30 protein-coding genes are annotated in these 25,867 nt (G+C 60.9%); 17 read left to right on the forward strand and 13 right to left on the reverse strand.

What is annotated here, in order from left to right; genetic code table 11:
- Window positions 1-251 precede the first annotated feature (251 nt).
- Window positions 252-1,481: a hypothetical protein gene (locus tag HX807_RS20985; protein ID WP_177050922.1), complete on the forward strand. Its 1,230-nt coding sequence runs from the start codon at window positions 252-254 to the stop codon at window positions 1,479-1,481.
- Between the two features lie 152 nt (window positions 1,482-1,633).
- The gene (greB, locus tag HX807_RS20990; protein ID WP_008437752.1) at window positions 1,634-2,107 is read left to right on the forward strand and encodes a transcription elongation factor GreB; all 474 of its coding nucleotides are present in this window, start codon (window positions 1,634-1,636) and stop codon (window positions 2,105-2,107) included.
- A gap of 46 nt (window positions 2,108-2,153) precedes the next feature.
- On the opposite strand, the gene HX807_RS20995 is transcribed toward greB, so the two are convergent.
- Both HX807_RS20995 and HX807_RS21000 read right to left on the reverse strand, forming a co-directional pair.
- Window positions 2,154-4,664, reverse strand: coding sequence for an ABC transporter permease (locus HX807_RS20995; RefSeq protein WP_177050924.1), 2,511 nt, complete (start codon window positions 4,662-4,664; stop codon window positions 2,154-2,156).
- Entirely contained in the window at window positions 4,664-5,347 is a 684-nt protein-coding gene (locus tag HX807_RS21000; protein WP_177050926.1) for an ABC transporter ATP-binding protein, read from the reverse strand. The genes HX807_RS20995 and HX807_RS21000 overlap by 1 nt, the downstream gene beginning before the upstream one ends.
- 10 nt (window positions 5,348-5,357) lie before the next feature.
- On the opposite strand from HX807_RS21000, the gene HX807_RS21005 reads away from it, so the two are divergent.
- From HX807_RS21005 to HX807_RS21015, 3 genes are all read left to right on the forward strand, one after another.
- Window positions 5,358-5,963 carry an arylesterase gene (locus HX807_RS21005; protein WP_134325994.1) on the forward strand — a complete coding sequence of 202 codons (606 nt, stop codon included), beginning with the start codon at window positions 5,358-5,360 and terminating at the stop codon, window positions 5,961-5,963.
- Window positions 5,964-6,021: 58 nt separating this feature from the next.
- Complete coding sequence (locus HX807_RS21010; protein WP_003218723.1) at window positions 6,022-6,315, forward strand: hypothetical protein; 294 nt, start codon at window positions 6,022-6,024, stop codon at window positions 6,313-6,315.
- 72 nt (window positions 6,316-6,387) lie between these two features.
- Window positions 6,388-7,356, forward strand: a complete 969-nt coding sequence (locus HX807_RS21015; protein WP_008437756.1) for a L,D-transpeptidase family protein — start codon at window positions 6,388-6,390, stop codon at window positions 7,354-7,356.
- 132 nt (window positions 7,357-7,488) lie between these two features.
- Here the strand turns inward: HX807_RS21015 and oprI are convergent, their stop codons facing one another.
- Entirely contained in the window at window positions 7,489-7,740 is a 252-nt protein-coding gene (gene oprI / locus HX807_RS21020; RefSeq protein ID WP_003172710.1) for an outer membrane lipoprotei OprI, read from the reverse strand.
- A gap of 626 nt (window positions 7,741-8,366) precedes the next feature.
- Between oprI and HX807_RS21025 the strand changes: the two genes are divergently transcribed.
- Window positions 8,367-8,648 carry a GNAT family N-acetyltransferase gene (locus HX807_RS21025; protein ID WP_003189869.1) on the forward strand — a complete coding sequence of 94 codons (282 nt, stop codon included), beginning with the start codon at window positions 8,367-8,369 and terminating at the stop codon, window positions 8,646-8,648.
- A 114-nt stretch (window positions 8,649-8,762) separates the two neighbouring features.
- Here the strand turns inward: HX807_RS21025 and HX807_RS21030 are convergent, their stop codons facing one another.
- Together HX807_RS21030 and HX807_RS21035 are read right to left on the reverse strand one after the other, a co-directional pair.
- A complete protein-coding gene (locus HX807_RS21030; RefSeq protein ID WP_003218719.1) occupies window positions 8,763-9,839 on the reverse strand; it encodes a 3-deoxy-7-phosphoheptulonate synthase in 1,077 nt (358 codons plus the stop codon).
- Window positions 9,840-9,972: 133 nt separating this feature from the next.
- A complete protein-coding gene (locus tag HX807_RS21035) occupies window positions 9,973-10,407 on the reverse strand; it encodes a PilZ domain-containing protein (RefSeq protein WP_003218717.1) in 435 nt (144 codons plus the stop codon).
- Here HX807_RS21035 and HX807_RS21040 point away from each other — a divergent pair.
- From HX807_RS21040 to cysB, 5 genes are all read left to right on the forward strand, one after another.
- Window positions 10,406-10,798 (forward strand): thioredoxin, encoded by a 393-nt coding sequence (locus HX807_RS21040; RefSeq protein ID WP_177050928.1) that lies wholly within the window; start codon window positions 10,406-10,408, stop codon window positions 10,796-10,798. The genes HX807_RS21035 and HX807_RS21040 overlap by 2 nt on opposite strands.
- Window positions 10,795-11,757, forward strand: coding sequence for a putative 2-dehydropantoate 2-reductase (locus HX807_RS21045; RefSeq protein ID WP_003218713.1), 963 nt, complete (start codon window positions 10,795-10,797; stop codon window positions 11,755-11,757). The genes HX807_RS21040 and HX807_RS21045 overlap by 4 nt, the downstream gene beginning before the upstream one ends.
- A gap of 14 nt (window positions 11,758-11,771) precedes the next feature.
- Window positions 11,772-12,689, forward strand: coding sequence for a 5'-nucleotidase (locus HX807_RS21050; RefSeq protein WP_134325996.1), 918 nt, complete (start codon window positions 11,772-11,774; stop codon window positions 12,687-12,689).
- Between the two features lie 63 nt (window positions 12,690-12,752).
- The gene (locus HX807_RS21055; protein ID WP_003218709.1) at window positions 12,753-13,253 is read left to right on the forward strand and encodes a universal stress protein; all 501 of its coding nucleotides are present in this window, start codon (window positions 12,753-12,755) and stop codon (window positions 13,251-13,253) included.
- 104 nt (window positions 13,254-13,357) lie between these two features.
- Window positions 13,358-14,332, forward strand: a complete 975-nt coding sequence (gene cysB / locus HX807_RS21060) for an HTH-type transcriptional regulator CysB (RefSeq protein ID WP_003218707.1) — start codon at window positions 13,358-13,360, stop codon at window positions 14,330-14,332.
- 5 nt (window positions 14,333-14,337) lie between these two features.
- Here the strand turns inward: cysB and HX807_RS21065 are convergent, their stop codons facing one another.
- The gene (locus HX807_RS21065; protein ID WP_003218705.1) at window positions 14,338-14,820 is read right to left on the reverse strand and encodes a GreA/GreB family elongation factor; all 483 of its coding nucleotides are present in this window, start codon (window positions 14,818-14,820) and stop codon (window positions 14,338-14,340) included.
- A gap of 15 nt (window positions 14,821-14,835) precedes the next feature.
- Entirely contained in the window at window positions 14,836-15,204 is a 369-nt protein-coding gene (locus HX807_RS21070) for a hypothetical protein (protein WP_003218702.1), read from the reverse strand.
- 131 nt (window positions 15,205-15,335) lie between these two features.
- Here HX807_RS21070 and earP point away from each other — a divergent pair, with 131 nt between their 5' ends.
- Together earP and HX807_RS21080 are read left to right on the forward strand one after the other, a co-directional pair.
- Complete coding sequence (gene earP, locus HX807_RS21075; RefSeq protein WP_177050929.1) at window positions 15,336-16,469, forward strand: elongation factor P maturation arginine rhamnosyltransferase EarP; 1,134 nt, start codon at window positions 15,336-15,338, stop codon at window positions 16,467-16,469.
- Between the two features lie 49 nt (window positions 16,470-16,518).
- A complete protein-coding gene (locus HX807_RS21080; RefSeq protein ID WP_003218698.1) occupies window positions 16,519-17,091 on the forward strand; it encodes an elongation factor P in 573 nt (190 codons plus the stop codon).
- Window positions 17,092-17,158: 67 nt separating this feature from the next.
- On the opposite strand, the gene HX807_RS21085 is transcribed toward HX807_RS21080, so the two are convergent.
- The 4 genes from HX807_RS21085 to HX807_RS21100 form a co-directional block, all read right to left on the reverse strand.
- Window positions 17,159-18,175: an alpha/beta hydrolase gene (locus tag HX807_RS21085; RefSeq protein ID WP_102368442.1), complete on the reverse strand. Its 1,017-nt coding sequence runs from the start codon at window positions 18,173-18,175 to the stop codon at window positions 17,159-17,161.
- A 25-nt stretch (window positions 18,176-18,200) separates the two neighbouring features.
- Window positions 18,201-18,620 carry an organic hydroperoxide resistance protein gene (locus tag HX807_RS21090; RefSeq protein WP_003218695.1) on the reverse strand — a complete coding sequence of 140 codons (420 nt, stop codon included), beginning with the start codon at window positions 18,618-18,620 and terminating at the stop codon, window positions 18,201-18,203.
- Between the two features lie 253 nt (window positions 18,621-18,873).
- Window positions 18,874-19,326: a MarR family winged helix-turn-helix transcriptional regulator gene (locus HX807_RS21095; RefSeq protein WP_177050930.1), complete on the reverse strand. Its 453-nt coding sequence runs from the start codon at window positions 19,324-19,326 to the stop codon at window positions 18,874-18,876.
- A 77-nt stretch (window positions 19,327-19,403) separates the two neighbouring features.
- Window positions 19,404-20,354 (reverse strand): LysR family transcriptional regulator, encoded by a 951-nt coding sequence (locus tag HX807_RS21100; protein WP_008437773.1) that lies wholly within the window; start codon window positions 20,352-20,354, stop codon window positions 19,404-19,406.
- A 108-nt stretch (window positions 20,355-20,462) separates the two neighbouring features.
- Here HX807_RS21100 and HX807_RS21105 point away from each other — a divergent pair, with 108 nt between their 5' ends.
- The gene (locus tag HX807_RS21105) at window positions 20,463-21,212 is read left to right on the forward strand and encodes a sulfite exporter TauE/SafE family protein (protein WP_102605071.1); all 750 of its coding nucleotides are present in this window, start codon (window positions 20,463-20,465) and stop codon (window positions 21,210-21,212) included.
- On the opposite strand, the gene HX807_RS21110 is transcribed toward HX807_RS21105, so the two are convergent.
- A complete protein-coding gene (locus HX807_RS21110; protein WP_023659060.1) occupies window positions 21,202-22,083 on the reverse strand; it encodes a LysR family transcriptional regulator in 882 nt (293 codons plus the stop codon). The genes HX807_RS21105 and HX807_RS21110 overlap by 11 nt on opposite strands.
- A 70-nt stretch (window positions 22,084-22,153) precedes the next feature.
- Here HX807_RS21110 and HX807_RS21115 point away from each other — a divergent pair, with 70 nt between their 5' ends.
- Complete coding sequence (locus tag HX807_RS21115; RefSeq protein WP_003218685.1) at window positions 22,154-22,360, forward strand: DUF1127 domain-containing protein; 207 nt, start codon at window positions 22,154-22,156, stop codon at window positions 22,358-22,360.
- 45 nt (window positions 22,361-22,405) lie between these two features.
- Entirely contained in the window at window positions 22,406-23,635 is a 1,230-nt protein-coding gene (locus HX807_RS21120) for a winged helix-turn-helix domain-containing protein (protein ID WP_177050931.1), read from the forward strand.
- Here the strand turns inward: HX807_RS21120 and HX807_RS21125 are convergent.
- Window positions 23,615-24,961 carry a class II 3-deoxy-7-phosphoheptulonate synthase gene (locus tag HX807_RS21125; protein ID WP_087693647.1) on the reverse strand — a complete coding sequence of 449 codons (1,347 nt, stop codon included), beginning with the start codon at window positions 24,959-24,961 and terminating at the stop codon, window positions 23,615-23,617. The genes HX807_RS21120 and HX807_RS21125 overlap by 21 nt on opposite strands.
- 118 nt (window positions 24,962-25,079) lie before the next feature.
- On the opposite strand from HX807_RS21125, the gene HX807_RS21130 reads away from it, so the two are divergent.
- Complete coding sequence (locus HX807_RS21130) at window positions 25,080-25,835, forward strand: spermidine synthase (RefSeq protein ID WP_087693646.1); 756 nt, start codon at window positions 25,080-25,082, stop codon at window positions 25,833-25,835.
- Window positions 25,836-25,867 lie beyond the last annotated feature (32 nt).

Below are 25,867 nucleotides of genomic sequence, written 5' to 3' on the forward strand. Positions count from 1 at the left end.
CAGGTTGTGAATGTTCGAAATTTCAATGCTTGAAATCTTTTATGTTGAAGCTTTTCCGACGTCGCACTGTTAAAAAATGGTACGTTCAATAAACGCTCTTGGAAATGCTGAGGGGGCTGAATAAGATAAGTCCTACATGCCAGACTATGACTCGCTGAAACAATTGTTTTGCTTTTGATGATTTAATTACAGTCGTTGTTTATTTGGTGTTTATTTAAAGTTTATGCCAATTTGAAATGGAGCCTGATGTCATGCTGCTTCTACGTACCCTTGTTCTTGAACAGTCCGGGCATGATGCGCCGGTCAATGGTGCACTGCTTTGTGGTTTTGCGGTGGCGCAGATCTCTTCAAACTTTCTTGCCTACAGTCTGGATGAAGAAACAGAGCCCGGTAGTTCACGGGTGTACATCGCAGCGTTGCGCAAAAAGTCCGAACGTTACTTTCTGGGGGCGATAGACTCCAAGGAAGACCTGCAAATAGCGACCCATGTCTTCAAGCAAATTCTGACGCTCGCGGTTGCTCCCGGGGCAAAATCTGCAAGCAGTGGCGAAACTCAGATTCCCTTTCATTTTGTTGATTTGAAAGGCTGCAAATTGCCCCCGGCCAGGCCTGAAGATCATCACTCGTTGACGATCAAGAAATCCCTGGTGATGAAGGTGATTACCCTGGGAACGTCGGCGCCCGGTTTGCCCGCCATTGAAAGCAATACGTTGATCGTGCCGTCGATTCGTTTCTCCTCAAGAATGGTGTCTGCTCCCAGGTCCCCCGATCCTTCAGAGCCTGCGCGGTCATTGCCCGAGCCGGTGGCGCAGGCGCCCGAGGCTGAGCTCGAGATATCCGAGCCGCTCGTTGAGGCGCCACTACAGGCACCGATCGAGGCGCCTGCTGTCGCTGCGCCAGTGCCGGCGCCCATAGTCCAACAACCTGAACCGGTCCCCCAGGCGCCGCCGCCCATGCCTGCCCGGAATGAGTCATCCTCGTTGTTTGAAGTGGACGATACGCTGGCCAATCTTTCCCGATTGTCACAGGAACTGACGCAGCAAAAGCTCAGCGTGCTCAAGCAGGAAGAAGCGCTTGATCAGTTGCGTCTCGAACTGCGCCAGGAAAAGGCTGACCTTGAGCAGGAGAGTCAGCGGAGTGCCGATAGGATTGCCGAAAAGGAAACGTCCCTGGAACAGTTGGCCCGCACGCTCGCCCTCCGGGAGGAGCATCTGGCTGGCAGCTCGGCGCTGAACCAGACAGAGCAGCGTCGAATGGACGAGCGTGCGCGCTACCTGGAGAGCCAGGAAGCCCAGTTGCATGACCGTGACCTTGCGGTGCGCCTCAAGGAGCAACAGCTGACGGCTGCGCTGTTCCAGTTGCCTGTCCTGCGGGACAACCTGAGGGTTACGCTTCAATCCCTGGATGAGTCACTTGCATGGCTTGGCGAGAACGGGCGCGGCCAGCCTGAATGCGGCCCGACCCAGACGGAGGCTGACTGATACGCGTCGTTGCCGGAATCCGCCGGTGGGTCTGGCTACTTTCCCGAGTTCATTTATCATCGACCCCCACAGCCGACATCGGGCGTTAAATGCGTTGTGCCTGATGCGGCAGCGGGTCTGAAAAATGCAAACTTCCAGGGGATGTAGAGCTTTTGAGCACCAAGCTGATTACCAAAGAAGGTCATGAGGCCCTGAAAAAGGAGCTTGATTACCTGTGGCGAGAAAAGCGCCCTGATACCACCCGCAAAGTGACGTGGGCGGCCTCCCTGGGGGACAGGAGCGAAAACGCCGACTACCAGTACAACAAGAAGCTGCTGCGGGAAATTGATCGTCGGGTGCGTTATTTACGCAAGCGCCTGGAAGACATGCGCGTGGTCGAGTACATGCCCGAGCAGGAAGGGAAGGTGTTTTTCGGCGCCTGGGTGGAGATTGAAAACGAACAGGGCGAGACCAAGCGGTTTCGCATCGTGGGGTACGACGAGATCTATGAGCGTATGGACTACATCTCCATCGACTCACCCATGGCCCGGGCACTGTTGCGCAAGGAAGTGGATGACGAGGCGCTCGTGCAGACCCCGAGTGGCGAAGTGTGCTGGTGGATCACCGCTATCGAATATGTGAAGTGACAACGGATGGCCCGTACGCATGAACGCGTGCGGGCCATTTGCGTTTTCAGCCCTCGCGCAGCACCGTCAACGGGCTGGCATTTAGTGCGCGGCGGGTGCCGAACACGCCGGCACCGCCGATCAGCACGGCGCCGATCACCGGCAGCAGCAATAGCCACGGATGCGGGTGCCAGGTCAGGTCGAACGCGTAGCGGTACAGCACCAGTGTCACCAGTTCGGTGCCCAGCGCTGCCAACAGCCCGCTGACTGCGCCCAACAACCCGAACTCGATACGCCGGGCCTTGACCAGCAACTTGCGCTCAGCCCCCAGCGCCCGCAGCAGGGCGCCCTGGCGAATCCGCTCATCGAGGGTTGCCTGGAGCCCGGAGAACAACACGGCCATCCCCGCTGCCAGGACAAACAACAGCACGTACTCCACCGCCAGGGTGACCTGGGCCAGGATGCTGCGCAGTTGTTCCAGCAGTGCCTCCACCTGCAGGATGGTCACCGCCGGGAAGGCCCGGGACAGGTCGACGATCTGTTGGTCATGGCCGGGTGCGAGGTAGAAGCTGGTCAGGTAGGTGGCCGGCAGGTCCTTCAGGGTGCCGGGCTGGAAGATCATGAAGAAGTTGGGCTGGAAGTTGTCCCAGTTGATTTCCCGCAGGCTGGTGACCCGCGCTTCACGGTTTTCCCCGCCGACGGTAAACACCAGGTGATCGTTGAGCTTGAGTTTCAGGCTGTCGGCGACCTTGGCCTCCACCGAGACGCCTGGAATCTCGTCGGTCGGTTGCGCCGTCCACCAGGAGCCCGCCGTCAGCTTGTTGCCCGGTGGCAGGTCGGCGGCCCAGGTCAGGCTCAAGTCTCGCTGTACTGCACGATCGCCGCTGGAGTCCTTGCTGACAATCTCCTGCACTGGCGCGCCATTGATGCTGATCAGTCGTCCCGGTACCACCGGATACAGCGGAGCCGATTGCGCCTGTAATTCCAGCAGGCGTGCGCCGAAGGTGTCTTTGTCGGCGGGCAGGATGTTCAGGGCGAAATAGTTGGGGGCGTCCTTGGGCAACTGGTTCTGCCAGGTATCCAGCAATTCGCCGCGCAACAACGCGATCAAGCCCATGGATAACAGGATCAGCCCGAACGCCAGTGACTGCCCCGCGGCGGCCAGGGGATGACGCAGCAACTGGCCCAGCCCCAGGCGCCATGGCAGGGAGGCCCGGGCCAGCAGGCGTCGCAGGCTTTGCAGCAACAGGAGCAGCAGGCCGCCGAGAACCAGTGCAGCAATCACGCCGCCACCCAGCAGGGCGAAGGTCAGCACCAGATCGAGGCTCAAGCGCCACATGATCAGGCCCAGGGCGAAGAGTGCGGCGCCGTAGACCATCCAGGTGCTGGAAGGGATTGGCAGCAAGTCGCGGCGCAATACCCGCAGTGGCGGCACCCGCCCCAGGGCGGCCAGCGGCGGCAGGGCGAAACCGGCGAGGGCTACCAGCCCGGTGCCAATCCCGGCAACGGCCGGCAGCAGCCCGCCGGGTGGAACGTCCGCCGGCAGCAGGTCATGCAACAGCGCAAACAGGCCCAATTGCGCCAGCCAGCCGAGCAGGGCGCCGGTCAGGCTGGCCAGCAACCCCAGCACGGCCAATTGCAGGCTGAACAGCAACATGGTTTCGCGTCGCGACAACCCGAGGCAGCGCAGCAAGGCGCTGGCATCAAAGCGTCGGCTGGCGAAGCGATTGGCCGAGAGCGCCACGGCCACGCCGGAGAGCAGCACCGCCACCAGGCTGGCCATGTTCAAGTAACGTTCGGCCTTGCCCAGCGCGCCGCCGATCTGCTGGTTGCCGTCGCGCGCATCCTGCAGCCGCTGGTTGGCAGCCAGGCCGGGCTTGACCAGGTCGCGATAGGTTTGCAGCACGGTGCCGCCCTGTGGCGCTCGCCACAGGTCGCGATAACTCACGCGACTGCCGGGCTGCACCACGCCGGTGGCGTCAAGGTCGGCCAGGTTGATCATCACCCTGGGCGTCAGGCTATAGAAGTTGCCGGCGCGATCCGGCTCATAGGTCAGCACGCGGGAAAGGCGCAGGGTCTTCATGCCGACGTCGATGCTGTCGCCGATTTTCAGGTTCAGTGCCGTCAACAGCCGTGTTTCCACCCAGGCTTCACCGGGTTTGGGGCCACCTCCGGCAGTTTCTTCGGCGAAGGGTTCGGCGGCGCTCTTCAGCTCGCCGCGCAACGGATACGCCTCGTTGACCGCCTTGATGCTGGACAGCTGGATGCCAGCGTCAGTGGCAATCACGCTGGAGAATTCCACCACCCTGGCGTGCTGCAGGCCCAGCTCGGTGCCACTCTGGATTTGCTCGGTGCGGGCGGGTGAACTGCCTTCCAGCACCAGGTCGGCCGCCAGGAACTCGGTGGCGCGCAACATCATCGCGCCGTTCAGGCGGGCACCGAAGTAACCGATGGCGGTGCTGGCGGCCACGGCCACCAGCAGGGCGAAGAACAGCACACGCAGTTCGCCGGCGCGGGCATCGCGCAGCAACTGGCGAAGGGCAAGGCTGAACAGGCGCAACAAGGGCAAGCGTGCCATCAAGGCTCCAGGGGCGCGACCATCAGGCCGGCTTCAAGACGGATCAGGCGACGGCAACGGTGGGCCAGGCGCTCGTCATGGGTCACCAGCACCAGGGTCGTGCCGCTCTCTTTGTTGAGTTCGAACAGCAGGTCGCTGATGCGCTCGCCGGTATGGCTGTCGAGGTTGCCGGTGGGTTCATCGGCAAACAGCACGTCCGGTTCGGCAGCAAACGCCCGGGCAATCGCTACCCGTTGCTGCTCACCCCCCGAGAGTTGGCGCGGCGAGTGGGTGAGACGCTGGCCCAGGCCGACACGCTCCAGCAGGTGTTTGGCGCGCTCGCGGGCGTCCTTGCGACCGTCCAGCTCCAGGGGCAGCATCACGTTTTCCAGCGCGTTGAGGCTGTCGAGCAACTGGAAGGACTGGAACACAAACCCCACGTGCTCGGCGCGGATGCGTGCACGCTGGTCTTCGTCGAGGGTACTCAGGGCCTGGCTGGCGAGGGTGACTTCGCCACTGCTGGGCAGGTCGAGGCCGGCCAGCAGGCCGAGGAGGGTGGATTTGCCGGAACCGGAGGCGCCGACGATAGCCAGGCTATCGCCCTTGTTCAGTTCCAGGCTCAGTTCGTGCAGGATAGTCAGTTCACCTTCCGCGCTGGGAACCACTTTGCTAAGGTTTCGCGCGGTGAGAATGCTTGCGCCCATGGAGAATCCAATGCGAATGTGGTTTTTGAGTGCTGGCCTGGCCTTGATGTGCATGGCCCAGAACGCAGCGGCGGGTACAGTCCTGATCGTTGGCGATAGTATCAGTGCCGGTTTCGGGCTGGATACCAGCAAAGGGTGGGTAGCGTTGTTGGGACAACGGCTCAAGAGCGAAGGTTTCGACGATAAAGTGGTCAACGCCTCTATCAGCGGCGACACCAGTGCCGGAGGCCGGGCGCGGCTGCCGGCGGCGCTTGCAGAGCATAAGCCGGACCTGGTGATCATTGAGCTGGGCGGCAATGACGGCCTGCGTGGGCAGCCACCCGAGCAATTGAAACAAAATCTTGCATCGATGATTGAACAGTCCAAGGCCAGCGGTGCCAAGGTGCTGCTGCTGGGCATGCAGTTACCGCCCAATTACGGCCCGAAATACACCACCGCGTTTGCCGAGGTCTACGGGGCGTTGGCCAAGGAGAAAAGCGTCCCGCTGGTACCGTTTTTCCTGGAAGGAATCGGCGGCCATCCAGAGCTGATGCAGGCTGACCAATTGCACCCGGCGGTTGGCGCGCAGAGCAAGTTGCTGGAAAATGTCTGGCCAACGCTAAAACCACTGCTATGACGCTTTTCTAGCAGCGGTCTTTCGGCTAAGGTGGCGCCCCCCCGATTTGGAGCCCCCGATGTCGCGTCCTGCCTGGTCACTGTTTGCCTACCAACTGATCGAGCCTGACGAACAGCTGGATCTGTTCGCCTGCCAGGAAGTCCGGGTGCATCTGGTGACGCGTCAATTGGAGTTGGGCGGGTCCATCGACCGCACCCTCTGCGGCACGTTGTTGCCTGCCCAGCCGCGCTGGTCATCGGTGGATCGCTCGATCTTCCAGGACCAGCGTTTGTGCCCCCTGTGCCGGGCGATCCTCGAGTCGCAAAAACGCGGCACACCGCCGATCTGGCCAGAGCTGCGCTTCGAGCTTTGAATATGGGTGCCCGCCGGGCAGCCGTGTACAATCCATTTTCTACTACCCGTCGATCTGCGAAGGAATTCCCGGATGTTGTCGCGCCTTTCCGCCGTCACCTGCTGCCTGTCTCTCGCTGCGCTCTGCGCGGCCGGTCCTGCTGCAGCCTTGCAGTTGCCTTTGCCGCCACCGGGTGAAGATATCGTTGGCCAGGTCCAGGTGATCAAGGCCAAGTACGAAGATACCTTCGCGGACCTCGGCACCACCTACGACCTGGGTTATTCGGAGATGGTCGCGGCCAACCCGGGCGTGGATGCCTGGCTGCCGGGAGCGGGTACCGAGATCGTGTTGCCGACGCGCTTCATCCTGCCGCCCGGCCCGCGTGAAGGCATCGTGATCAACCTGGCGGAGTACCGGCTCTACTACTACCCCAAGGGCCAGAACGTGGTGTACACGTTCCCGTTGGGGATTGGCCGTGAAGGCTGGGGCTCGCCAGTGGCCCACACCACCATCACGGGCAAGATCCCGAACCCGACCTGGACCCCGCCAGCCTCGATCAAGGCAGAACACGCCGCCAATGGCGACCCGTTGCCCAACGTCGTGCCGGCCGGCCCGGACAACCCGCTGGGGCCGTTCAAGTTCACCCTCGGCACGCCGGGCTACCTGATCCACGGTTCCAACATGAAGTTCGGCATCGGTACCCGTACCAGCCACGGTTGCTTCCGCATGTTCAACAACAACGTGCTGGAAATGGCCGACATGGTGCCGGTGGGCACGTCGGTGCGGATTATCAACGACGCCTACAAGTTCGGCGCGGCCGGGGGCAAGGTCTACCTGGAAGCCCATACGCCGCTGAACGACGATGGCACCCCATCGGTCGTCGACAAGCACACCGCCGTCATCAACGCCTTGCTCAAGCGTGAAGACCTGTCCAGCAACCTGCGGGTCAACTGGGACCAGGTGCGTGACGTGGTTGCGGCTGAAGACGGTTTGCCGACGGAAATCGGTGTACCCGGCGGGGCGCCGATGGTATCGAGTACGCCGGTCGATCTGCAGCAGTAAGCCTGCACGATCCATAACCCGTTATCGCCTCGCGCGGTGACGGGTTTTTTATTGTCTGGAATCCAGCCAAATCACAGGCAAAAAAAAGCCGATCCAAGAATGGATCGGCTTGATAACAACCCCGGAGGATTATTACTTGCGGCTTGCTTTTTCAAGCATGCGCAGAGCGCGCTCGTTAGCTTCGTCAGCAGTCTGTTGTGCTTTTTGAGCAGCAGCCAGAGCTTCATCAGCTTTACGGTAGGCTTCGTCTGCACGAGCCTGGGAGCGTGCTGCTGCGTCTTCAGTTGCAGTCAGACGAGCTTCGGTTTCTTTGGAGACGCTGCTGCAACCGGTAGCCAGAACTGCGGCCAGAGCCAGAGCAGAGAATTTCAGAACGTTGTTCATCGTGTTCCCCTTCAAGGACTTTCTATTAAATGGCTACTTTCTCAGAGTGAGCTAATAGCCGGCGTACATACTACCCATTACTTGTAGTAAGTAAACTGACGTAGCGCAAGAAGCAAAAAAAATTCTCGCGTCCAATCTATTTTGGCTAATCTTTCGAGAGTCTGTATAAAAAATATGCAGATTTTTGCACTCGGCCGAGGATTGGATCCAGCCTGAAAGGGCCGGCTGGCATGTGTTAAGCCATGTAAACATAAGTCATTTTATATATCGTCCCTGACACTATTGTTCAGATTGTCTTTTCGCCATTCGGTATCTTTTGTGCATGTTGAGGTGACTTTAAGAGCGCGTGTTCGTCTCAAGCTTCAACTGCCGGCAATGTTCAGGCCATCGACGTAAGGAATCTCGATTGGCCCTTTCTATGTCCGCCAGCGCAACGGAAGACGAGCGCGTCTTGAGCAATTGAGCGATTGGCGCCTACTATTTCCCTGTGCTGGTTGTGAGCGCTAGTGCAAGGCACTGGCCGCTTTTCTCGTTGTCGAAACCGGCACCGGGTGGCGTAGATGTTCCTTCGCCGGAAAAACATCGGTAAGGTAGGGGTCAGAAACCAAGACCCGCGAGGAGTAGTGATGAGCGAGGCGTTGTCCATCCACCATGACCAGGCTGGTCATCAGTTCGAGACCAATGTGGACGGTCATCGTGCCTATCTGACCTATATGGATCTCGGGAAGCAGACCCTGGATATCTATCGCACCTTCGTGCCCAACGCATTGCGCGGCCGTGGCATTGCTGCCGCGCTGACCGAGGAAGCGTTGAAGTTCGCCGAAGAGGCAGGTTATACGGTGATCCCGTCCTGCTCCTACGTTGAGCGCTACATGGAGCGCCACCAGCGCCATGCCGCGAAGCTTTGAGCATTGAGTAGGGCGGTACGCAGAGCATCCCAGGATGCATTCCCACGCAGGGCGGGGGAACGATCAAAAAAAACGCCGGGTTTAGCCCGGCGTTTTTGTGTCCGCAGTCTGTGCTCAGCCGCGCTGGCGCTTGGGCAACACGTCCTTGAGCTTGGCGTGCATGCTGCGCAAGGTGGTCTCGGTGGCAGACCAGTCGATGCACGCATCGGTGATCGACACGCCGTATTGCAGGTCGGCCAGGTCCTTTGGAATCGCCTGGCAGCCCCAGTTCAGGTGGCTTTCGACCATCAGGCCGATGATCGACTGGTTGCCTTCCAGAATCTGGTTGGCCACGTTCTCCATCACCAGCGGTTGCAGGGCCGGGTCCTTGTTGGAGTTGGCGTGGCTGCAATCGACCATGATGTTCGGCTTGATCTTCGCCTTGTTCAGCGCCTGTTCGCACAAGGCCACGCTGACCGAATCATAGTTGGGCTTGCCATTGCCGCCACGCAGTACCACGTGACCGTAGGCGTTGCCCTTTGTGGTGACGATGGACACGCCACCTTCCTGGTTGATGCCCAGGAAGCGGTGCGGGCTGGAGACCGACTGCAGGGCGTTGATCGCCACGGTCAGGCCGCCATCGGTACCGTTCTTGAAACCCACGGCCGAGGACAGGCCGGAAGCCATTTCGCGGTGAGTCTGGGATTCGGTGGTGCGTGCACCAATTGCCGACCAGCTGATCAGGTCTTGCAGGTACTGCGGGGAAATCGGGTCCAGGGCTTCGGTTGCCGTCGGCAGGCCCATTTCCGCCAGGTCCAGCAGCAATTGACGACCGATGTGCAGGCCATCCTGGATCTTGAACGAGTCGTCCAGGTACGGGTCGTTGATCAAGCCTTTCCAGCCGACTGTGGTACGCGGCTTCTCGAAATAGACACGCATCACCAGGTACAAGGTGTCGGACACTTCCGCCGCCAGCACCTTCAGGCGCTCGGCGTATTCGTGGGCAGCCTTGAGGTCATGGATCGAGCACGGCCCGATGACCACGAACAGGCGGTGGTCGGTGCCGTCGAGAATCTCACGGATGACTTCGCGGCCCTTGGTGACGGTCTGCAGGGCAGCGTCGCTCAGGGGGATTTCGCGCTTGAGCTGATCGGGCGTGATCAGGGTCTCGTTGGATTCGACGTTAAGGTCGTTGATCGGTAAATCAGCCATCGTGTTACTCGTCAGGGTCACGGGTGCCGGCCGCCAGCGATCCCCGTGCGGCGGAGCACAGCATGATTTAAGTGCAGCGGGGAGCGGAACCTTAGCGCGTTACAAGGCTGCGAGACAATGGGCAACGTCCGCTTTAATCCAGCGCTGGCAGCACAAAAGCCTCATGGGAGAACTCGCCGGCATGGCGCGTGACCCATTCCCGGGCCAGCGCTTCGCTCTGCCCGGGTGTGGGCTCGACGCCTTCGTGGAGGCGGCAGTACCGTTCGATCTGGCACACTTGCTCACCCATCCGCGCACCGAACAAGGCCTGCTCATCGGTAAAGGCAATGTCGACGCGGTAGCCGTTTTCGGCCTTGCGGCACCATGCCACATAGCCCGGATAGCGGGCCGTCTGGCCCAGTGAGGGGATGTGCAACTCGATGGCCGCGCCCTGGCGCCAGGCGCGTGGGCAATTGCATGCGACGCCGCCCAGGCCGATAGTGTGCAGCCGTTGGCGGGAAATGCCGGAAATGGGGCGTTGGGTTATTTCGACAGCGACATCATCAGGGTGAGGAAAGAAACGACCCATGCACACGGACTCCGAGCACCGTCCAGTTGACGGCGGTGGCAGCAGTATAGTGAAAGAACTGCAACTTACCGACCTGGATATCGACCAGCAATTACTGGCGCTTCCCGGCACGTCCCTGGTGGTGTTTACCGGTGACGGCTGCTCGCGTTGCCGCTTCCTGCACCAGCAACTGCCGGGTTGGGACTTGCCGGTGGACCGGGTGTGCTGGGTGGATGCGGGTCACAATGGCGGGGCAGTGGAGCGCTACGAGATCTTTCACCTGCCGGCGTTGTTTGTGGTGTGTAACGGGAAATTCCATGGAATATTAGCGTCACTGACGCGTCTGACCGCCAGCGACCTGACTCAAGGTGTGCAGCAGGCGCTCAAACGAATACCAGAGGAGTTGCCATGACCGAAGTAACAAAACAGTCGCCACGGATCGGGATCATCGGCACCGGGGCCATTGGTGGCTACTACGGTGTGATGCTCGCGCGCGCCGGCTTCGATGTGCATTTCCTGCTGCGCAGCGAGTACGCGGCGGTCAGCGAGCGCGGCCTGCAACTCAACAGCACGATCCACGGAACCGTGCACCTTCACCCGGTACAGGCTTATGCCCGCGCCGCCGACATGCCGCCGTGCGACTGGCTGCTGGTGGGCACCAAATCGACCGGGAATGTAGAACTGGCCCCGACCATCGCTCAGGTTGCCGCCCCGGACGCCAGGATAATCCTGTTGCAAAATGGCCTCGACGTAGAGGACAGCCTGCGTGAACACCTGCCGCCGTCGCTGCACCTGCTGGGTGGCCTGTGCTACATCGGCGTGCACCGTTCCGGTCCCGGGATCGTCGAGCATCAGGCGCTGGGCCGGGTCAACCTGGGTTACCACAGTGGCCCCGCGGCCAACGATGACAGCGGTCGGCAAGCCATCGTCGAAGAAGGCGCCGCGCTGTTTCACCAGGCCGGTATCGATTCCCAGGCCATGGCCAATGTGCACCAGGCGCGCTGGCATAAACTGGTGTGGAACGTGCCTTACAACGGTCTCTCGGTAGTGTTCGGCACGGGCACCACGGCGATGATGGCGGATGAGTCCAGCCGCGAACTGATCCAGGCGCTGATGGCCGAAGTGGTGCAGGGCGCCCACGCCTGCGGGCATGAGATTCCCGCCAGTTACGCCGGGCAGATGTTCACCATGACCGAGAGCATGGATGACTACTTGCCCAGCATGTATCACGATTACGTGCACAAGCGCCCGCTGGAACTGGCGGCGATCTACGCGCGCCCCTTGGCCGCGGCCAACGCGGCGGGTTGTGAATTGCCACGCATGCAGGCGCTGTATCAGGCCTTGAGTTTTATGGATCGGCATAACCGCTGATTGGGGGGAACACCATGGCGAAGGGATTGGGCGACAAACTGGTGCTGGCGATTTCCTCGCGAGCGCTGTTCGACCTGAGCGAGAGCCACAAGGTCTACCTGGCCCAAGGCGTCGAGGCGTACCGCAAGTACCAGATCGACCACGAGGAAGAAACCCTCGAGCCCGGTGACGCCTTCCCGCTGGTGGAGAAACTCCTGAGCCTCAACGCCAGCCTCGGCCGCGCCCGGGTCGAGGTGGTGCTGGTGTCGCGCAACAGTGCCGACACCGGCTTGCGTGTATTCAATTCGATCCAGCATTACGGGCTCGACATCTCCCGCGCGGCGTTTGTCGGCGGGCGCAGCCCTTATCCTTATCTGGCGGCGTTTGGCTGCCACCTGTTTCTGTCCACCCATGCCGAGGATGTGCGCAGCGCCCTGGATGCCGGGTTTGCCGCAGCGACGATTCTGTCGGGCGGCGCAGGTCGGGCCTCCAGTGCTGAATTGCGGATCGCCTTCGATGGCGACGCGGTGCTGTTTTCCGACGAGTCCGAGCGCGTTTATCAGTCGGGCGGCCTTGAAGCCTTCCAGGCCAGCGAGCGCGAATCCGCCCGCGAGCCGTTGCGCGGCGGCCCATTCAAGGGCTTCCTGGCGGCACTCAACCTGTTGCAGCGCGAGTTCCCCGACGAGTCCTGCCCCATCCGCACTGCGCTGGTGACCGCCCGTTCGGCGCCTTCCCACGAGCGGGTGATTCGCACGCTGCGCGAGTGGGATATCCGTCTCGACGAGTCGCTGTTTCTTGGTGGCCTGGAGAAGTCGGCGTTCCTCGAAGCCTTCGCCGCCGATGTGTTTTTCGATGACCAGGAAGGGCATTGCGAGAAGGCCCGGGAGTTCGTGGCTACCGGTCACGTCCCCCATGGCATCAGTAACGAGTTGAAAATTCAGACCGAGGGCTGAGCACTGCCAAAGGCGCTGCTAAGCTGAATCAATCCCCGCCATCCTGGCTGCCCAGGAGGTTCTATGATTCGTTCGATGCTGTACGCCACTGACCTCGGTCTGTATGCCCCCTATGTGATGCAACATGCCCTGGCGCTGGCGCGAACGTTCAAGGCTGATCTGTATGTGATTCACGTGGTCGAGCCCATCGGGCTGTTCGCCGAATCGGTGTTGCAGAGCTACCTTGATGAGAAGGCCTTGAGTGAATGGCAAAGCCAGGGCCTGACGACGGTGATGGCGACCATCGAACAACGGGTGCTCGACAGTTTTCGCGAGGAGCTGGGGGACGGGGAGCAGGACCTCAAGTTGATCCGTTCGGTGCGGGTGATCCAGGGTGATCCTTGTGAAGTGATTCTCGACCAGTCGCAGAAACTCTCTGTGGATTTGTTGATCGTAGGTAGTCACAGCCAGGCGGTCGGGGTGGCAACACCCCTGGGGAGAACCGCCGCACGGGTGCTGCAGCTGTCCCAGGTGCCGGTGTACCTGGTACCGCTGTTGCAGCGTCGACGCAGTGACGACGTGTGATTGGTAGAAAACGATAAAAAGTTCTAGATTTATCCGTCTAACCTTTAATATAGTTATATACCGTCGCTGATACCCGTGGCGTCTATCCGCTTTGAGGGACACATATGAAGCTTCAACAACTGCGCTACATCTGGGAAGTGGCGCACCACGACCTCAACGTTTCCGCTACTGCTCAAAGCCTTTACACCTCGCAACCCGGTATCAGCAAGCAGATCCGCCTGCTCGAAGATGAGTTGGGCGTTGAAGTGTTCGCACGCAGCGGCAAGCACCTGACCCGTGTCACCCCGGCCGGTGAGCGCATCATCACCACCGCCGGCGAGATCCTGCGCAAGGTCGAAAGCATCAAGCAGATCGCCCAGGAATTCTCCAACGAGAAAAAGGGCACCCTGTCGATCGCCACCACCCACACCCAGGCGCGTTATGCGCTGCCGCCGGTGATCAGCAGCTTTATCAAGCAGTACCCGGACGTGGCCTTGCACATGCACCAGGGCTCGCCGATGCAGATCGCCGAGATGGCCGCCGACGGCACCGTCGATTTCGCGATTGCCACCGAAGCGCTGGAATTGTTCGGCGACCTGGTGATGATGCCGTGCTACCGCTGGAACCGTTGCGTCGTGGTCCCACAAGGCCACCCACTGGCCAAGCTGCCGAAGCTGACCCTGGAAGCCCTGGCTGAATACCCGATCGTGACTTACGTGTTCGGTTTTACCGGCCGTTCGAAACTCGACGAAGCCTTCAGCCATCGTGGCCTGACGCCGAAAGTGGTGTTCACCGCGGCTGACGCCGACGTCATCAAGACTTATGTGCGCCTGGGCCTGGGTGTCGGTATCGTCGCCAAGATGGCGGTCGACACCAAGCTCGACAACGACCTGGTGGTGCTCGATGCCAGCGAGCTGTTCGAGTCCAGCGTGACCAAGATCGGTTTCCGTCGTGGCACCTTCCTGCGTGGTTTCATGTGCGACTTCATCGAAAAGTTCGCGCCGCACCTGACGCGCGAAGTGATGGCCAAGGCCATCCAGTGCCACAACAAGCAGGAACTGGAAGAGCTGTTCGACGGCGTTGAACTACCGGTTCACTGATCGGCTTACTTCACCTCGGTAACAGCAAACTGTTGCCGAGCGCCCCCCACCAGAATCTCCACCTCATCCCCTTCGAACTTGCCCAGCAGGCTTTTGCCCAGGGGCGAGCGTGGGGTGATGACGGTCACCGGTTGCCCCACCACATCGACCTTCAAGCCTGCGCCGTCCGGCGCCAGGAATAGCCACTGCTGGCGATCGTTTTCATCTGCCAACCCCAGTAATGCGCCCACTTCGATGCCGCGCTGGTCATCGTAGGCCCGCAGTTGCATGTTCTGGCAGAGCGTCAGCGCCTGCCGGATCTCCTCGACGCGTCGGGCCTGGCCGGCTGCCAGGTAAGAAGCCTCCAGGCCCAGGGTGTCGTACTTGTTCTCGGCGATGTTTTCTTCGTGGGTCGCGGTTTCGTACGCGGTTTGCGCGGCGCGCTGGGCGATATCGAGATCGACCGCGAGTTTGTCCAAAACCAACTGGTGAACGGCGTGTTTATTCATGGGCGGCTTTCGTGATCAATCGCAAAATTGCAGGACGTTGGCCCGGCTCTTGTCGTTGGGGGCGTTCTGGTCCTGTTGCAGCCAGAACTGGCATTTGGGGTTGGACAGGTTACGCGGGTTGTTGCGGGCCTGGTCCAGGGTTTGCTGTTGCTCCTGCTTGCGCAGGTTCTCCTGGTACTGCTCGAACATCCGGTTCGGCGGCTCCGGTGCAACCACCTCTGGCTTGCCCAGTTGCTGCACCACTCGGGCCACCGGCGCCACGGTTTGCTCGGGCAGGTAGCGGGAAGCCAGCCAAACGCTCAGCACAATGGCGATAAACCCCAGCCACAGGCCGAAGGCCACGGCGATACTGAGTTTGAACAGCGAGAACGAACGATCAGACATGGTGGCCTCCTGGCAGGCACGTGCGGCATGGCGCCGATTGTCCCACAGCCGCGCGCAGAATAATCGCGATCAACCCTTCTGTATCGAGGCATTTATACGGACAATCGAGCCTTTGAGCGTTGGAGCCCGGAATGAAAGCCCGCTGGGATATTTTTTGCAGCGTCGTCGATAACTACGGCGACATCGGCGTGACCTGGCGCCTGGCCCGGCAATTGGTGGCGGAACAAGGGTGTGCGGTGCGCTTGTGGGTCGATGACCTGCGGGCGTTCGAACGCATGTGCCCCGAGATTGATGTGCAGGTGCACCAGCAATGGCAAGAGGGCGTCGACGTGCGCTACTGGCCCTCCGACTGGCCGGCGACCGACGCGGCAGACGTGGTGATCGCTGCGTTCGCCTGTCAATTGCCGCCTGACTACATGGAGGCGATGGCCGCACGCGACCGCACGCCGCTGTGGATGAACCTGGATTACCTGAGCGCCGAAGACTGGGTGGTCGGCTGCCACGGTTTGCCCTCGGTGAAATTCAAGGGCGTGCAAAAGTACTTCTTCTTTCCCGGATTCCGTCCCGGCACCGGCGGCTTATTGCGTGAGGCGGGGCTGCTGGAACAGCGCGATGCCTTCCAGCAAGACGCCGCCGCCCGGCAGCAGTTTCTGCAGGCGCTTGGGGTTTTCCCGGTGGACGGTGCGCGGATGATGTCGTTGTTCGCCTATGAAAACGCCGGGCTGGCCAGTTGGCTCGACGTGCTGGCGGCCGATGGGCGCGCCACTCATCTGCTGGTGCCGGAAGGGCGGATCCTCGGAGATGTGCAGGGCTGGCTGGGGGTCGAGTCATTGGAAGTAGGTGATGTGCACCGGCGCGACGGGTTGACCGTGCAAGTGCTGCCGTTTGTGCGCCAGGAGCAATACGACCGGCTGTTGTGGTGCTGCGACTTCAACGCCGTGCGCGGCGAAGACTCGTTCGTGCGGGCGCAATGGGCCGGGCGGCCACTGTTGTGGCATATCTATCGCCAGGACGAAGACATTCACCTGGACAAGCTCGATGCGTTCCTTGAGCTGTATACCGAAGGTCTGTCTCCGGCTGCGAAAGTCGCGTTGGTCGGCCTTTGGCAGGCCTGGAACGCTGATGGCGATATGGCACTTTGCTGGAAAATGCTGCTGGAACACTGGCCGGAAGTGACCACGAACGCCGAGAAATGGGCTCTGGAACAAGGCTCGCGGACCGATCTTGCGACGGCGCTGGTACAGTTTTATGTAAATTGGATATGATACGCGACCTTGATTTTTGTAAATCCCATCCAAATTTCGGATATTCGCAATGAAAACTGGTAAAGAACTGAAACCCGGTACAGTGATCCGTCTCGAAAACGACCCTTGGCTGGTTCAGAAAGCTGAGTTCACCAAGTCTGGTCGTAACAGCGCAATCATGAAGACCAAGCTGAAGAACCTGCTGACCGGTTACAAGACCGAGATCGTCTACAGCGCCGATGACAAACTGGACGACGTGATCCTCGACCGCAAAGAAGCGACCCTGTCCTTCATCAGCGGCGACACCTACACGTTCATGGACACCACCGACTACACCATGTACGAGCTGAACGCTGAAGACATCGAAGCCGTTCTGCCGTTCGTGGAAGAAGGCATGGAAGACGTCTGCGAAGCTATCTTCTTCGAAGACCGTCTGGTTTCCGTAGAGCTGCCGACCACTATCGTGCGTAAGGTTGCCTACACCGAAGGTTCCGCTCGCGGCGACACCTCGGGCAAGGTGATGAAGCCTGCCAAGCTGGCTAACGGTACCGAACTGCAAGTAGCCGATTTCATCGAAATCGACGACCTGATCGAGATCGACACCCGTGAAGGTGGTTCGTACAAAGGTCGCGCCAAGAAGTAATTCCTGCGCCACCGGTACGATAAAAAAAGCCCGACCATGCGTCGGGCTTTTTTGTGGGTGCCGCTTTTTACTTCAGGTGTTGCTTCAGTTCCTCGGACGCCTGCAGCAGCGCCGAACGAACCTCCGGTACCTGGCTGACGACATTCAGCAAACCGTAGTCATGGATCATGCCGTTGTAGCGCACGGCGGTCACCGGTACACCGGCCTCATCCAGCTTGCGGGCATAGGCTTCGCCTTCGTCACGCAGCACGTCCGAGCCTGCGGTCTGAATCAACGCAGGTGGCAAACCCTTGAGCTGCGCGGTGCTTGCCCGCAGGGGCGACGCATAGATCTCGGCGCGCTGGTTGGTGTCGGTGGTGTAGTTGTCCCAGAACCACTTCATCATGTTGCGGGTCAGGAAGTGGCCTTCGGCAAACTGGTTGTAGGACCCGGTGTCGAAGTTGGCGTCGGTCACCGGCCACAACAGCAGTTGGAACTTGATTGACGGAGTGCCCCTGTCCTTGGCCATCAGGCTGACCACCGCTGCCATGTTGCCGCCGACGCTGTTGCCGGCGACGGCCAGGCGTTTGCCATCGACGTTGATCTCGCTACCGTGTTCGGCCACCCACTTGGTTGCCCCGTACGCCTGGTTGATCGCCACCGGGTAGTGCGCTTCAGGTGATGGCGTGTAGTTGACGAACACCGCCGCCGCTCCCGACCCCACCACCAGGTCACGTACCAGACGCTCGTGGGTCGGGAAATCCCCGAGTACCCAGCCACCGCCGTGGAAGAACATGAACACCGGCAATGTGCCCTTGACCCCGGCCGGACGCACGATGGTCAGGCTCAGCGGCTGGCCATCGACCTGAATGGTCTTCTGGCTCACGTCGGCCTTGGGCAGCGTCAGTTTCACGCCTGACTGTGCACCTGTCAGCACCGCACGGGCTTCCCTGGGCGTCAGTTGCTCCATCGGTTTGCCGGTGCCGGCGTTCAGTACATCGAGAAACGCCTGGGTGTTGTGTTCCACGTCACCGCTGGCCGCAAAGGCATTGGTGATCGAGAAGGCGAGCAGGGTGCCGGTGAGTACTTTGCCAAATGTGTTCATGTTCTTCTCCAAAAAACCGCGTGGGTCAGACGGTTACGTGCAGGCGTACATCGACGTTGCCACGGGTGGCGTTGGAGTAAGGGCAAACCTGGTGCGCAGCGTCGACCAGGCTTTGCGCGTCGTCCTGGGCCAGGCCGGGCAAGCTGACGTGCAGGTCGATGTCCAGGCCGAAACCGCCGGGGATTTGACCGATGCCGACGTGGGCAGTGATCGAAGCGTCATCCGGGATTTTGCGTTTGGTCTGGCTGGCGACGAATTTCAGGGCGCCGATGAAGCAGGCTGAGTAGCCGGCAGCGAACAGTTGTTCCGGGTTGGTGGCCTGGCCACCCGCGCCGCCCAGTTCTTTTGGCGTGGAGAGTTTTACATCGAGGATGTTGTCGCTGGAAACAGCACGACCATCACGGCCGCCGGTGGCGGTGGCTACTGCGGTGTAGAGAGCTTGCATGGTGATTTCCTCGTCAGTGTTTGCGCTAAATGTTTGCGCGCTAAGTAAGTGGCGAGGTGAATGTATCGCGCTAATAGTTAGTGCGCAAGATATATTTGGAAAATATTTTGTGTGCTTTGATAGCCAGGCATTGCACAAACAAATGTGGGAGCGGGCTTGCTCGCGAATGCGGTGTGACAGTCACTAGATGCATTGACTGATCCACCGCATTCGCGAGCAAGCCCGCTCCCACATTTTTTGATGCGTGGTGCCTTTAGAGGGAGACTTGCAGGTTTTTTCGCAGTGCCAGTAAATCGCCCTGCAGCTTGCGCAACTGCTCGATGTCCAGCCCGCTGGCGCCCAGGATGCACTGTGGAATCTCCATGGCTTTGTCCCGCAGGGCGCGCCCGGCCTCGGTCAATTCAACCACCACCACGCGCTCGTCTTCGCGGCTGCGGGTGCGGCTGAGCAGGCCTTCGACTTCCAGGCGCTTGAGCAGCGGCGTCAGGGAGCCGGGATCCGTCAGCAGGCGATTGCTGATTTCGCCTACGGTCAAGCCATCCTCTTCCCACAGCACCATCATGGCCAGGTACTGCGGATAGGTCAGGCCGAGGGCTTGCAGCAGCGGTTTGTAGACCTTGGTCATCAACAACGAGGTGGAATGCAGGGCAAAACACAGCTGGTTGTCGAGCAACAAGGATTCGCAGGTATCGAGGGGCTTGGTCATGGCAGTGCCTTAAAACGTGTCTGGTTTCGAATCTAGCGGGCAAATCTTTAACGCGCCAGACAATTCTGTCTGGCCGGTCAACCCAGGCCGCTTTGCAGTGCCAGGTCCCAGGGCGGCACAGGGCTGAAGCGCGCCTTGAGGTATTCCAGCAACAAGCGGCTGCGGGCGTTGGCGTGTTGCTCCAGGCGTAGCGCATAGATGCCCGCGGTTTCAGGCGTCGGCAGGCCGTTCTCGCAGAACAGCGGGACCAGTTCACCGCGCACCAGGTATTCACTGGCGAGCCAGGTGGGCAGATGCGCAACACCCAGTCCGGCCAGCGCGCCTGAAAGCAGGGCTTCGGCGTTATTGGCGCTCATGCGAATGCGCTGCGGGCGGTAGGTGGATTTGCGCCCATCGAGCTCAAAACGCCAGGCGAACATCGGTGCCAGGCCTTCCCAGTCCAGGCCGTCATGCTCGCTTAACTGGCTGGGATGGGTCGGGGTGCCACGGCTTTTCAGGTAGGCCGGGCTTGCGCAAGCGATGCGCACGATGCTGGCCAGTGGCGTGGCAATCAGCCGGGTGTCGACGATATGCCCGGCCCGCAGCACCAGGTCGACCTTGCCCAGATGCTCGCCCTGCATGTCGACAAAGCTGTCGATCAAGTGCAGGTGCACGTCCAGTCCCGGATAGACGTTGAGAAAGTCAGCGATGGCAGGCGCCAAATGCCGCCTGCCGAAAGCCGCCGGTGCGTCCACGCGGATCAAGCCTTCAGGCGCATGACTCAGCGACACCGCTTCGGCCCGCGCCAGTTGCAGCTCGCTGACAATCCGCCGGGCGCGCTCGGCAAACGCCAGGCCGGCGGGCGTCGGCACCACCGCATGGGTGCTGCGTTGAAACAGCCGGCTACCCACCGAGCTTTCCAGGCTGTCGATGCGCCGCGCCACGGCCGAGGGCGTGAGCGGGTGACGGCGCGCGGCTGCGGAAAAGCTGCCGGCTTCCAGTACGTCGAGAAACAGGCTCAGTTGATCGGTCAATGTATTGGGGTTCATCAGCGTCTGCTTGTGCGAGATTGGCACAGCCATTGTGCGTTGCTGTGCGTTTCCGCACCAGAGCGGACTGCGTAGCATGCAAGGCCTGGGAACAGCAGGAGCGAGCGGGTGGCAGATTTAACGTTGTATTTAATGCTGGGCGTAGCGTTGGGCACGGTCGGTGGCTTGTTCGGCATCGGCGGCGGGCTGATTGCCATTCCCGTGCTGGGGGTATTTTTCGGCCTCGACCAGCAGATCGCCCAAGGCACGGCCCTGGTGATGGTGGTGCCGAATGTGATGCTGGCGTTGTGGCGTTATCACCAGCGCAACCGGATTGAATTGCGTCATGCACTGCCGTTGGGCGTGATGGGTTTTTCCTTCGCCTGGCTGGGCTCGATCTGGGCGGTGGGGATCGATGCTGACGTGATGCGGGTGGGTTTTATCGCGTTTCTGCTGGTATTGGCGTCCTACAACCTGCTGCGAATGTTTACCCACAATGCACCGCCGTCAGCGCAGATGCGTTATTCCTGGCCGTGGCTTGGGGTGTTGGGCGCGGCGTCAGGCTCCATGGGTGGCTTGTTCGGGGTGGGCGGTGCAGTGGTTGCCACGCCGGTGCTGACCAGCATCTTCGGCACCAGCCAGGTGGTGGCCCAAGGGCTGTCGCTGGCCCTGGCTCTGCCGAGCACCAGCGTGACCCTGGTGACCTACGCCTGGCACCACGAAGTGGACTGGCTGATCGGCGTGCCTTTGGCCGTCGGCGGTTTGCTCAGTATCAGTTGGGGCGTGAAAGTCGCCCACGCCATGCCGGAGCGCATGTTACGCGGGCTGTTCTGCGGGTTCCTGGCGGTGTGTGCGGTGATGCTGACGTTTAAAGTTTGAAGCCTTCGAGGATGTATTCGGCGAGGCATTCGGTAATCGGCGAGGTGGTGCGCGGGTTGCGCAACAGACGCAGGTTGACCGACGGCAGCGGCGGAAAACCGTCCGCTGTGCCCAATATGCGCAGGTCTTCGGTCACCAGGCTTTCCATATTGATCGTGACGGCCAGGCCGGCACCCACCACTGCGAGGATCGCGGCCCCGTTGGAGCTGTGATACGCCAGTCGGTACTCCTGCCCCTGGGCGTCCAGCGCGGCGCGTGCCCACTGCGTGCAAAAACTGTCGAGGCCGGAAATGGCCAGGGGCAGGGCGCTGTGCTCATCCATGCAGAAGCAGGGCGCCGCCACCCACACCATGCGTTCATGGCGCAGCAGTTCGCCGATTTCATTTCCCGGTTCGCGGCTGATAACGGTCAGGTCGAGGTCCCGGCGCTGCATCAGCACCGGCGACGACTCGCAGTGCATTTCAATCTGGATCAGCGGGTAAGCCTTGGAGAAGCGCTTGAGAATCCCCGGCAAGTAGCGCATCACGTAATCGTCCGGGGTGCCGATGCGCACCAACCCGACCATGTGCGGCTCGCGCAGGGTGTTGAACACCTCGCTGTGCAGCTTCAGGATCCTGCGGGCATAGCCCAATAGCACCTGGCCTTCCGGAGTCAGCCGCACCTGGCGACCATCGCGCTCGAACAACTTGCGCTGCAACACATCTTCTTCCAGGCGTTTCATCTGCATGCTCACCGCCGACTGGGTGCGGTTGACCTGCTCGCCGGCGCGGGTAAAGCCCCCTTGATCAGCGATGGCGACGAAGGTGCGCAGCACCTCGGTGTCGATACTCGGGTAGCTGGACAATTGATCAATCTCCGAGATGTATTGCATAAGAAACATTCGTTGGATTGATCATAGCGCCAGGCACAGACTTCAGTCATCCCCACTGGAGGGCGAGATGATGAAAGGTCAAAGAGGCTTTGTACTGATGGCGAAGCGGCCGTTTTCCGGGCTGCTTCAACTGGGTTCCCGGTGGATGGCCGTGCACCGTGAGCGTCAGCTGTTGATGAGCATGAGCGATGAGGCGCTCAAGGACATCGGGCTCAACCGTGGCGATGTCGAGCAGGAAAGCCGCCGGCATTTTTGGGAAGACCCGCTGCGAAAATGACTCGGGATACAGTAGGGTGGTTCGCGAGCACACAAGGAGATGCCCATGCCCGCAGAACTGTCCTTTTCCCTCAAGCAGGCGCGACGCCTGGCGCTGGCCGCCCAGGGTTTTTCCGGGCGCCAGCCGCCGGCGTTGATCAAGGCGGCGCAGGTCAATCGCCTGGTTGAGCGTTTGGGCGTGTTGCAGATTGATTCGGTAAATGCGGTGGTGCGTTCGCACTACCTGCCGCTGTTTTCCCGTCTGGGGCATTACTCTCCGTTGATTCTAGAACAGGCCGCCTGGAGTTCGGGGCGGCGCCGCTCGCTGTTCGAATATTGGGGGCATGAGGCGTCGTTGTTGCCAATGGCGCTGTACCCATTGATGCGCTGGCGCATGGAACGGGCGGCCCGGGGGCAGGGGATCTATCAGCAAATGGCGCGTTTTGGTCGCGAGCAGCAGGCCACCATCGCCCGGGTGCTGGGCATCGTCGAACAACTAGGCGCCCTGGGTGCGGGCAGTTTGTCGACCCGCGAGGAGCGCGCCGGCCCGTGGTGGGACTGGAGCGATGAAAAGCATGCGCTGGAATGGTTGTTCGCCGCCGGCCAGGTGACCGTCGCCGGGCGGCGGGGTTTTGAGCGTTTGTACGACCTGCCGGAGCGTGTGATCCCGGCCGACATTCTCCAGCAAGCCCCGTTGGACGAGGCAGAGGCGCAACGCGGTTTGCTGCTGCACAGCGCCACGGCGCTGGGGGTGGGCACTGAAAAAGACCTGCGCGACTACTTCCGTCTGGACCCGGCCGACAGCCGTGGGCGCCTGGCGGAGCTGGTCGAGGATGGGCAATTGATCACCTGCGAGGTCCAGGGCTGGAAACAGCCGGCTTATTGCCTGCCCGAGCCAAAAGTCCCGCGCAAGGTGCCTGCCAGCGCACTGTTATCGCCTTTTGATTCGCTGATCTGGGAGCGCAGCCGTACCGAGCGGTTGTTCGATTTCCGCTATCGGCTGGAGATCTACACGCCCCAGGACAAGCGGGTATATGGCTACTACGTGCTGCCGTTCCTGCACAACGAGCGGATTGCCGCGCGCGTGGATCTGCGAGCGGAGCGGGCGGCCGGACGCCTGGCGGTGCACGCCGTTCACGAGGAAGAGCCGGGGCTGGACGAGGAGGGCATGCGCGCGCTGGCCCTGAATCTGCGGCAGATGGCCGACTGGCTCGGGCTTGAGCAGATACAGCTCAATTGCCAGCGGGCCAGTGCGGCACGGTTGCGGGTAGAGCTTTTAACGCTTGACCTGTTTTAGCGTCTCGGCAATCAGGAATGCCAATTCCAGCGACTGATCGGCATTCATCCGTGGGTCGCAGTGGGTGTGGTAGCGGTCCGACAACCCGTCTTCGGTAATCGGCCGTGCGCCACCGATGCACTCGGTGACGTTCTGCCCGGTCATCTCGATATGAATCCCGCCGGCGTAAGTGCCTTCGGCTTCATGCACCTGGAAGAACTCCTTCACCTCACTGAGAATCTGCGCGAAGTCCCGAGTCTTGTAGCCGCTGCTGGCCTTGATGGTGTTGCCGTGCATCGGGTCGGAACTCCACAGCACCTGTTTGCCCTCGCGCTGTACCGCGCGGATCAGGTTGGGCAGATGGTCGCCGACCTTGCTGGCACCCATGCGCGCAATCAGGTTCAGGCGGCCCGGGTCGTTGTCCGGGTTGAGGATGTCGATCAGGCGGATCAGGTCGTCGGGGTTCATGCTCGGGCCGACCTTGACCCCGATCGGGTTGTTCACCCCGCGCAGGAATTCGACGTGGGCACCGTCAAGTTGGCGGGTGCGATCACCGATCCAGAGCATGTGTGCCGAGCAGTCGTAATAGTCGTTGGTCAGGCTGTCGCGGCGCACGAAGGCTTGTTCGTAGTTGAGCAGCAGCGCTTCGTGGGCGGTGAAGAAACTGGTCTCGCGCAGTTGCGGCGAGCTGTCCATGCCACAGGCACGCATGAAGGCCAGGGTTTCGTCGATGCGGTCGGCCAGTTGGCTGTACTTCTCGGCCAGGGCGGAGTTGGCGATGAAGTCCAGGTTCCACTTGTGCACCTGGTGCAGGTCGGCAAAACCGCCCTGGGCAAACGCCCGCAGCAGGTTCAGGGTGGCGGTGGACTGGTGGTAGGACTGCAGCAGGCGGTCCGGATCGGGCACGCGGCTTTTTTCGTCGAAGCCGATACCGTTGACGATATCGCCGCGGTAGGCGGGCAGGGTGATGCCGTCGATGGTTTCATCGTTGGAAGAGCGCGGCTTGGCGAACTGGCCCGCCATACGCCCGACCTTGACCACCGGGCAGCCGGCAGCGAAGGTCATCACAATCGCCATCTGCAGCAGCACCTTGAAGGTGTCGCGGATTTTTGCCGCCGAGAACTCGGCAAAACTCTCGGCGCAATCGCCGCCTTGCAACAGGAAGGCGCGACCCTGGGTCACCTCGGCAAACTGACGGCGCAACTCACGGGCTTCACCGGCAAACACCAGCGGCGGATAGCTCGCCAGGTTTTGCTCGACCTGCGACAAATGCGCGGCGTCAGGGTACTGGGGTTGTTGCTGGATCGGCAGGGCGCGCCAGCTGTCGGGGCTCCAGGGTTGGCTCATCATGAACTCGAGTGATTTGCGGTCGGGCCGTCATGTTATCAGCAATTAGTACGTGACCTGCTGCCGCCGGTTCGCCCACAATCCCGGCTTTCCCGTTGGCACGCCGTTAGGAGTTGCAATGTCTGAGGAGCGCGTCGAGCGCCTGCTGGCCGAGGTCCATGATGACTTCGGCATGATCCGCGTGCTGGAAGTGGCCGATTACCGCTTTCTCGAGTTTGGCGATGCCATCGAGCAGAGTTGTGTGTTTACTGCTGACCCGAGCTGGTTGGAGTATGACTACACCCGCGCGATGCTGATTGGGGCGTTGTGCCATGAGCAGCCGGAGAGTGCGTTGTTCCTGGGCTTGGGCGCTGGGACGTTGACCCAGGCTTGCCTGAAGTTTCTGCCTTTGGATGATGTGGAAGCCATCGAACTGCGGCCTGATGTGCCGCGTCTGGCCATTGAGTACTTGGGGCTGGATGATGATCCTCGGCTGTATATCCGCGTTGGGGATGCGTTGGAATTGCTGCCTTCGGCTGAGTCGGCGGACCTGATTTTTGTCGATCTGTATACGGATGTTGGCCCGGGCGTTGGGCATCTGGCCTGGACGTTTCTGGAGAACTGCCAGAAGAAGCTGAATCCGGGGGGGTGGTTGGTGATTAATCAGTGGGCTACGGATGATGGGAAGCCGTTGGGAGCGGCGTTGTTGCGTGGGTTGTATCACCGGCATTATTGGGAGTTGCCGGTGAAGGAGGGGAATGTGATTTTGCTGGTGCCGGCGGATCTGGATCAGGTGCTTGATGTGGCGGCGTTGTCTGCGCGGGCTGAGGCGTTGGCGCCGCGGTTGGGGTATTCGTTGCAGTCGCTGATCAAGGCGATTCGGCCGGCTACGTAGGGTTTTGATTGTGTACATATCCGTTGCTGCGG

Origin of the sequence: Pseudomonas sp. D8002, from assembly GCF_013385695.1 — a bacterium.
GTDB lineage: Bacteria > Pseudomonadota > Gammaproteobacteria > Pseudomonadales > Pseudomonadaceae > Aquipseudomonas.